At 73.7% G+C, this 6,796-nt stretch carries 4 protein-coding genes; 2 read left to right on the top strand and 2 right to left on the bottom strand.

The annotated features are described in order from the left end of the window. Nucleotides 1-39 precede the first annotated feature (39 nt). Nucleotides 40-2,844, bottom strand: coding sequence for a PKD domain-containing protein (locus ACFCY1_RS38925; protein ID WP_375877589.1), 2,805 nt, complete (start codon nucleotides 2,842-2,844; stop codon nucleotides 40-42). A gap of 219 nt (nucleotides 2,845-3,063) precedes the next feature. Here ACFCY1_RS38925 and ACFCY1_RS38920 point away from each other — a divergent pair, with 219 nt between their 5' ends. Continuing rightward, the gene (locus ACFCY1_RS38920) at nucleotides 3,064-3,840 is read left to right on the top strand and encodes an NAD(P)-binding domain-containing protein (RefSeq protein ID WP_375877588.1); all 777 of its coding nucleotides are present in this window, start codon (nucleotides 3,064-3,066) and stop codon (nucleotides 3,838-3,840) included. Between the two features lie 162 nt (nucleotides 3,841-4,002). After that, nucleotides 4,003-5,103, top strand: a complete 1,101-nt coding sequence (locus tag ACFCY1_RS38915; protein WP_049652417.1) for a branched-chain amino acid aminotransferase — start codon at nucleotides 4,003-4,005, stop codon at nucleotides 5,101-5,103. 104 nt (nucleotides 5,104-5,207) lie between these two features. Here the strand turns inward: ACFCY1_RS38915 and ACFCY1_RS38910 are convergent, their stop codons facing one another. Beyond that, nucleotides 5,208-6,788: a long-chain fatty acid--CoA ligase gene (locus tag ACFCY1_RS38910; RefSeq protein WP_375877587.1), complete on the bottom strand. Its 1,581-nt coding sequence runs from the start codon at nucleotides 6,786-6,788 to the stop codon at nucleotides 5,208-5,210. Nucleotides 6,789-6,796: the final 8 nt, after the last annotated feature.

Genomic DNA, 6,796 nt, shown 5'->3' with positions numbered 1-6,796 from the left:
GTCGTCGGGTGCGCCGGCCCGCGGTGGGGTCGTCCGGGGTCAGCCGGTGGTGAAGTAGCCGTAGAGGTCGGTCACCAGGTCGGCGCCGGCCGAGTTGTTCCGCAGCCGGATCCCGCCGTTCGTGCCGAGCGGGACCTGGGCGTGGTTGGCCACGGTCTGTCCGGCGCGGAAGTTGAGGTTGCTGGTGCCGGGCGCCGGGGTGAGGTCCGGGTAGGCGATGACGTGCCCGTCGGAGAGCGTCCCGGTCACGGTCAGGTTGACCACCGCGGCCACGGCCTTCGCCGGCACCGGGCCGTTCCCGCCGATCCGGACGGCGGTCTCGCCGCCGGGGCCGAGGGCCGTCAGCGGTGCGGTCCGGGTGTCCTGGAGCCGGACCGGGATGACGGGGCTGTACCGGCCCGTGGCACCGCCGCCGTAGTAGCCGACGACATCGGCGATCACGTGGGTGGAGCCGTCGTTGTTGTAGACGTCCACCGTGCCGTCCGCGCCGAGCGGCACGATCACCTGGTTCGCCACCGTCTGCCCGGGCCGGAAGTTCAGGCTGGACGTGGACGGGCGGCCGCTCTGGCCGCCGGGCCGGGCCGCCAGGTAGCCGTCCGCGGTGGGCTCGGTGGCGGTCAGGTTGAGGGCGACGGCCGTGGCCCCGGACGGGACGCCCGCGGTACCGGCGACCTTCAGCGGCAGCGTGGTACCGGGCCCCGGCTTGGTGCCGGACTGCCGGGTGTCGGCGAGCCGGGTGGGCGGCAGCGGGGCGTAGCCGTCCTGGGCCTGCGGCAGGTAGTAGCCCATGAGGTCGACCACCACGTCGACGGTGCCGGCGTGGTTGGTGAGGCCGAAGTTGTGGCCGCCCGTCGAGGTGACCGGGATGGTGACCAGGTTGGCGACGGTCTCGCCCGGGGCCACGTTCAGGCTGGAGGTCCCGTTCGGGGAGCCGCCGATGGTGGAGGTGTCCAGGTGGGTGGCCGCGGTGGCCCCGGTGGCGGTGATGTTCACGACCGCCGCGGTGGCGCCCTGCGGGAGGCCGGCCGCGATCAGCCGGCTCTCGCCCGGCTCGAACCCTCCGCGGTGGACCGGCCCGGGGTCGTTCGCGGGATCCCGGGTGTCGTAGATCCGCTTCGGGGCCACCGGGACGAAGCCCGCCGGGGCGAAGCCCGGGCTGACCGTGGTCGTGGCCCGGTCGGTCTGCCCGGCGGTGTCGGTCACGGTGACCGAGACGGTGTAGGTCCCGGGCGCCGCGTACATGTGGCCCGCGTAGTCGGCGCCCGAGGTGTCGGCCGGCGTGCCGTCGCCGAAGTCGTACACGTAGGAGCGGATCGGCCAGGGGCTGGTGCTCCTGGAGGCGTTGAAGGAGAACCCGAAGCCCCCGGACGGGTTCGTGACGTCCAGCACGGCCTTCGCCGGGCCGGGGTCGCGCACCCTCACCTTGGCCCCGTAGGCCCCGTACTCGTCTCCGAGACTGGTGAGCCGCTGGCCGAACCCGTCGGTGACGGTGGTGGTGATCTGGTAGTCGCCCCTGGTGGTGTAGGTGTGCGGGACGGTCTTCTCCGTGCTGGTCACGGGGGCGCTGCCGTCGCCGAAGTCGAAGGTGTACGTCTGGAAGGAGGTCCACTCGTTGTGCGCGGAGGCCGTGGCCTTGACCGTCAGCGGGTAGGCGCCGCGGTCCAGGTCCGTCGCGACGGACACGTCGATCAGCCCGTAGTTCTCGTACGCCCCTCGGTCCCGGTAGGTTCCACCGGCGGCGTTCGGCACCTTCGGGTCGTCGATGACCGCCCGGCCGACCAAGTCGGTGTCGGGCAGCCCGGGCGCCGACGGGTCACCGGAGTCGATCAGCGCGGACCACTCGTACGGGATGCTCGGCACTCCCCCGGTGACGGTGTTCCCGGTTGCGGCGAGGTCGTGGGCGGCCTGGCCGGTGGCCGCCTGCAGTGCGGGCAGCCGGTAGGCCGTTCCGGCCCACCGGTAGCCTCCGTCGTCCTCGTCGGTGACCAGGTTGTAGTCGACCTTGGTGCCCGCCACCGAGCCAGGCCCGACGTCGAGTTGGGCGGCGCCGGGGCGCTTCTCGGTCGCGTTGCGCACCAGCACGTTGTTCTCCACCACGGCTCCGGCGGAGGCCCCGGCCAGGACGATCCCCGAGTCCCTGTTGAAGCTGACCGTGTTCCCGGTGACCACCGAACCCGGGGCGTCGGTCACGGTGATACCGGTCGAGGAGCCCCCGATGTCATTGGTGGTCACAACCGCCCGCCGGACCCCGGCGCCGACGGCGATGCCGTGGCCGATGTTGAACTGGCTACGGCTGACGGTGACGTCGCTGCTCGCCCCGGACACGGAGAGGCCGCCGGTCCAGGTCGAGTACGACCCCTGGACGTAGAGCCGGTCGAGGGTGACGGCCGAGGAGTCGGTGACCGTGACGGCGTCGTCCTGCGAGAACGCGAACAGCTCGCGCACCTCCACGTCGTGGACCCCGGCCAGGGTGAAGGCGTGGACGCCCTGCTTCTCCTGCGGCGCCATCACCGAGACCAGCGGGGCGGTGCTCGGCCAGCCGGTGGCCCACGAACCCACGAACCTGATCGGGTGGCCCGGCGTCCCGGAACGGCGGACGTCGACCTGCTCGGCGTACTCGCCCGGCGCGATCCGCACCGTCTGCCCGGGCTGGACGACCCCGGCGGCGGCACCGATGGTGCAGTACGGCACGGCGCGGCTGCCCGGGCCGGTGTCGGAGCAGGACGCGGACTTCGCCACGTACAGCTCGGCGACGGGCTCGGCGGCGAGGGCCGCGGGCGGGGGCATGCCGAGAACGGCCGCGAGGGCCGCCGCGGTCGCCGCGACGGCGGGACGAAGGCGCAAGGGTCTGTACCTCTTCGGTGGGCGCGGCGCCGGGCCGCGAATCGGATCGTTGTGGTGGCCACGTGACGGTTAGGTGCGTGGGCCGCCGATATTTGACCACCTGTTCGATTCTGGTGTCGAGGCCTTTCCCCCTGGCCCCGGAGGGCCCCTGGCCACCGGGTGCCACAGCGGCCACACTGCTGCGGAGAAGATCCGTACCGGACGACGGAGGCAGTCACCGTGCAGCGCATCGGCATCATCGGAGTGGGCGAGATCGGCCGGGCCATCGTGATGGGCCTGCGCCACGAGGAGGAGCCCGGGCCGGAGGTCCTGATCTCGCCGCGGGGCGCCCGCACCGCCGCCGAGCTGGCGGAGCGCTACGACGGCGTGCGGGTGTGCGCCGACAACCAGGAGGTGGTGGACGGCTCCGACCTGGTGATCGTCGCCCTGCGCCGCCAGGACTGGCGGGCGGCCCTGGCCGGGCTGGTCGTCCCCGACGACCGGGTCGTGGTCAACGTGATCCCGGGCGTCGCCTCCGAGGAGTTGCGCCGGGTGCTGGCCACCGACGCCGCGCTGACCCACGCGATCCCGCTGCCCACCGTCCGGGAGCGCCGCTGCCTCACCGTCGTCCAGCCCTCCCACCCGGACGCGGACGCCCTGTTCGAGCTGTTGGGCGGGGCGCTGCCGGTCGCGGACGAGGCGGCCCTCAACGTCCTGTCCGCGGTCACCTCGACCCAGACCACCCACTACGCGTTCCTCGCCACGCTCGTCTCCTGGGCCACCGACCAGGGCATCCCCGCGGCGGACGCCGACCGCTTCGTCCGCGGCCTCTACCAGGACGTCGGCCGCTCCCTGGCCGACGGGACGCGGTCGCTGGAGCGGCTCGCGGCCGAGCACGAGACCCCGGGCGGGAGCAACGAGCGGGTGCGCACCACCTGGTTCGACCAGGCGAACTCCGGGGCCCTGCGCGGCACCCTGGACGGCCTGGTCGGCGACCTCCACGGCGGCCACCGGTAGGACGGGAATTCCGGAGCCGCGGGCTCCGGAGAGGGCGACGGTTCCGGACCCGACCGGACCGCGCCGTATCACGTCCGGCTGACGACCGTTAGCATGACGGGTATGACGCCGGTCGTTGGCGTCGGTTCGCACAGAATCCACAGCGGTGTTGAGGAGTTGACGATGAGTCGCGCTTTCCCTCTGTCCCGGACGACCGGTCCCGTTTCCGAGGAGGAGCGACGCACAATCCTCGCCGCGCCGGGCTTCGGCAAGTTCTTCACCGACCACATGGCCTCGGCCACCTGGACGCCCGCCGAGGGCTGGCACGACCACAAGGTCACCGCGCTGGCGCCGTACTCGCTGCACCCGAGCGCCGCCGTGCTGCACTACGCCCAGGAGATCTTCGAGGGGCTGAAGGCCTACCGGCACGCCGACGGCAGCGTCTGGCTGTTCCGCCCGGAGTTCAACGCCCGCCGCTTCGCCCGCTCCGCCGAGCGGCTCGCCCTGCCGGTGCTGCCGGAGGAGGACTTCCTCACCAGCGTCGAGGAGCTGGTCCGCGCCGACGAGGCGTGGGTGCCGAGCTCCCCGGACGAGAAGAGCCTCTACCTGCGGCCGTTCATGTTCGCCTCGGAGGCCTTCCTCGGGGTCCGGCCCGCCGAGCAGATCGCCTACTCGGTCATCGCCAGCCCGGCCGGCCCGTACTTCGCGGGCGGGGTCACCGGCATCACGCTCTGGGTGAGCAGCAACTACACCCGCGCCGGGCGGGGCGGCACCGGCGCCGCCAAGTGCGGCGGCAACTACGCCTCCAGCCTGGCGGCGCAGATCGAGTCCCGGAAGAACGGCTGCGACCAGGTGCTGTTCCTGGACGACACCGGCGGCGAGGGGGACCTGGAGGAGTCCGGCACGATGAACCTGTGCCTGGTCACCTCGGCCGGCGAGCTGGTCACCCCCGCCCTCGGCAACATCCTCGACGGGGTGACCAGGGACTCGATCCTGTCCCTGGCGGGCGAGTTCGGGCTGACGCCGGTGGAGCGCCCGATCACCCTCTCCGAGCTGCGCTCCGGTGCCGCCGACGGCACGGTCACCGAGGTGTTCGCCGCCGGGACGGCCGCGGTGGTCACCCCGATCGTCGGCTTCAAGGGCGAGTCCAAGGGCGAGGGCTACGCGTTCACCATCGGCACCGGCACGCCCGGCAAGCAGACCCTCGCGATCCGCGAGCACATGCTGGACATCCAGTACGGGCGCGCCGAGGACGTCCACGGCTGGATGCGCCGGGTGGTCTGACCTCCCGGTGGGCGGCCCCGACCGGGCCGCCCACCCCGCCGGGGCCGCTCGGTCCGGCGGGACCGACCAGCCAAGGCAGGACCGGTCAGCCGAGCCGGGCCCGCTCAGCTCCCGGGCCGGCCCGGCTCGGCGGCGGGCACCACGACCTCGCGCTTGAGGATCTTCCCGGTCGGCCCCTTGGGCAGCGCGTCGACCGTCCACACCAGCCGCGGGTACTTGTACGGGGCCACCCGCTCCCGGACGAAGCCGCGGATCTCCTCCGGGGTCGCCGCGGCGCCCTCGCGCAGCACCACGGCGGCGGCCACCTCCTGGCCGTGGGTGGGGTGGGGGACGCCGATCACCGTGGCCTCGGCCACCGCCGGGTGCTCGTACAGCACGTCCTCCACCTCCCTCGGGTAGACGTTGAAGCCGCCGCGGATGATGACGTCCTTGCGGCGGTCGACGATCCGGAAGTCGCCCCGCTCGTCGCGGGTGCCGAGGTCCCCGGTGTGCAGCCAGCCGTCCCGGACGGTCCGCGCGGTGGTGTCCGGGCGGCCCCAGTAGCCCTTCATCACGTTGTGGCCCCGGATCACCACCTCGCCGACCGTGCCGTCCGGCACCTCCCGGCCGGACTCGTCGACGATCCGCATCCACACCCCCTCGACGGGGATGCCGATGGTGCCCGCGGTCCGCTCCCGGTCGCCGCGGTTGGCGCAGGCCAGCGGCGAGGACTCGGACAGCCCGTAGCCCTCCAGCACCACGCAGTCGAAGTCGGTCTCGAAGCCGCGCAGCACCTCCGGCGGCATCGGCGCGCCGCCGCCCAGGCACACCCGCAGCGAGGAGACGTCGTGCCCGGCGCGTCGCGGGTGGGTCAGCATCAGGGTGTACATGGTCGGCACGCCGAGGAAGACGCTCACCCGGTCGCGCTGGATCACCGCGAGGGCGGCCAGCGGGTCGAAGCGCCGCACCAGGGTCAGGCAGGCCCCGACGGCCACCGCGCAGTTGAGGCCGATCACCTGGCCGAAGGAGTGGAACAGCGGCAGCCCGCCGAAGATCACGTCCCGCTCGACCAGGCCCAGCACCTGGACCCCGGCCCGCACGTTGCACACGATGTTGCGGTGGGTCAGCTCGGCGCCCTTGGGCGCCCCGGTGGTGCCGGAGGTGTAGAGGATGACCGCGGTGTCCTCTCCCCCGCGGCCCCCGGCGGCGGTCGGCGGGTGGGCCGGCTGCTCCGCGAGCGCCGCCGCGAGGGCGGCCGGCTCGACGGCGACCAGCCGGGTGCCGGTGCGCCGCGCGCCCTCGGCCGCCTCCTCGTCGCCCGTATGCCAGGCGAGCAGCACGGCGGGCCGGGCGTCGCCGAGGCAGTGCTCGATCTCCCGGGCCTTCAGCAGCGGGTTCATCGGGACGACCACCGCCCCGGCGCGCAGGATGCCGTAGTACAGCACCGCGAACTCCGGCACGTTGGGCAGCAGGACGGCCACCCGGTCGCCGGGCGCGACGCCGAGCGCGGCCAGCCAGTGCCCGGCCCGGGCGCTGCGCGCCTCCAGGTCGGCGAAGCTCAGCACCTCCTCGTCGAGCCGCAGGACGGGGTGGGCCGGGCAGCGCGCGGCGGTCGCGGTGAGCAGGTCGGGGATGCCGTGCGGAAGGCCGGGGGCGCCGGGCGGCAGGTCGGCGCTGCGGTCGGACGGGGCGGGGACGACGGACATGCGGGCAC

This window comes from Kitasatospora sp. NPDC056273, assembly GCF_042268845.1.
In the GTDB taxonomy this organism is placed as follows: Bacteria; Actinomycetota; Actinomycetes; order Streptomycetales; family Streptomycetaceae; genus Kitasatospora.
This window is presented reverse-complemented; position numbering and strand designations above follow the sequence as displayed.

Bases quoted from the DNA above. Each gene is read 5' to 3' on its own strand.
- ACFCY1_RS38910 (WP_375877587.1), bottom strand. From the start codon at position 6,788: ATGTCCGTCGTCCCCGCCCCGTCCGACCGCAGCGCCGACCTGCCGCCC.
- ACFCY1_RS38915 (WP_049652417.1), top strand. From the start codon at position 4,003: ATGAGTCGCGCTTTCCCTCTGTCCCGGACGACCGGTCCCGTTTCCGAG.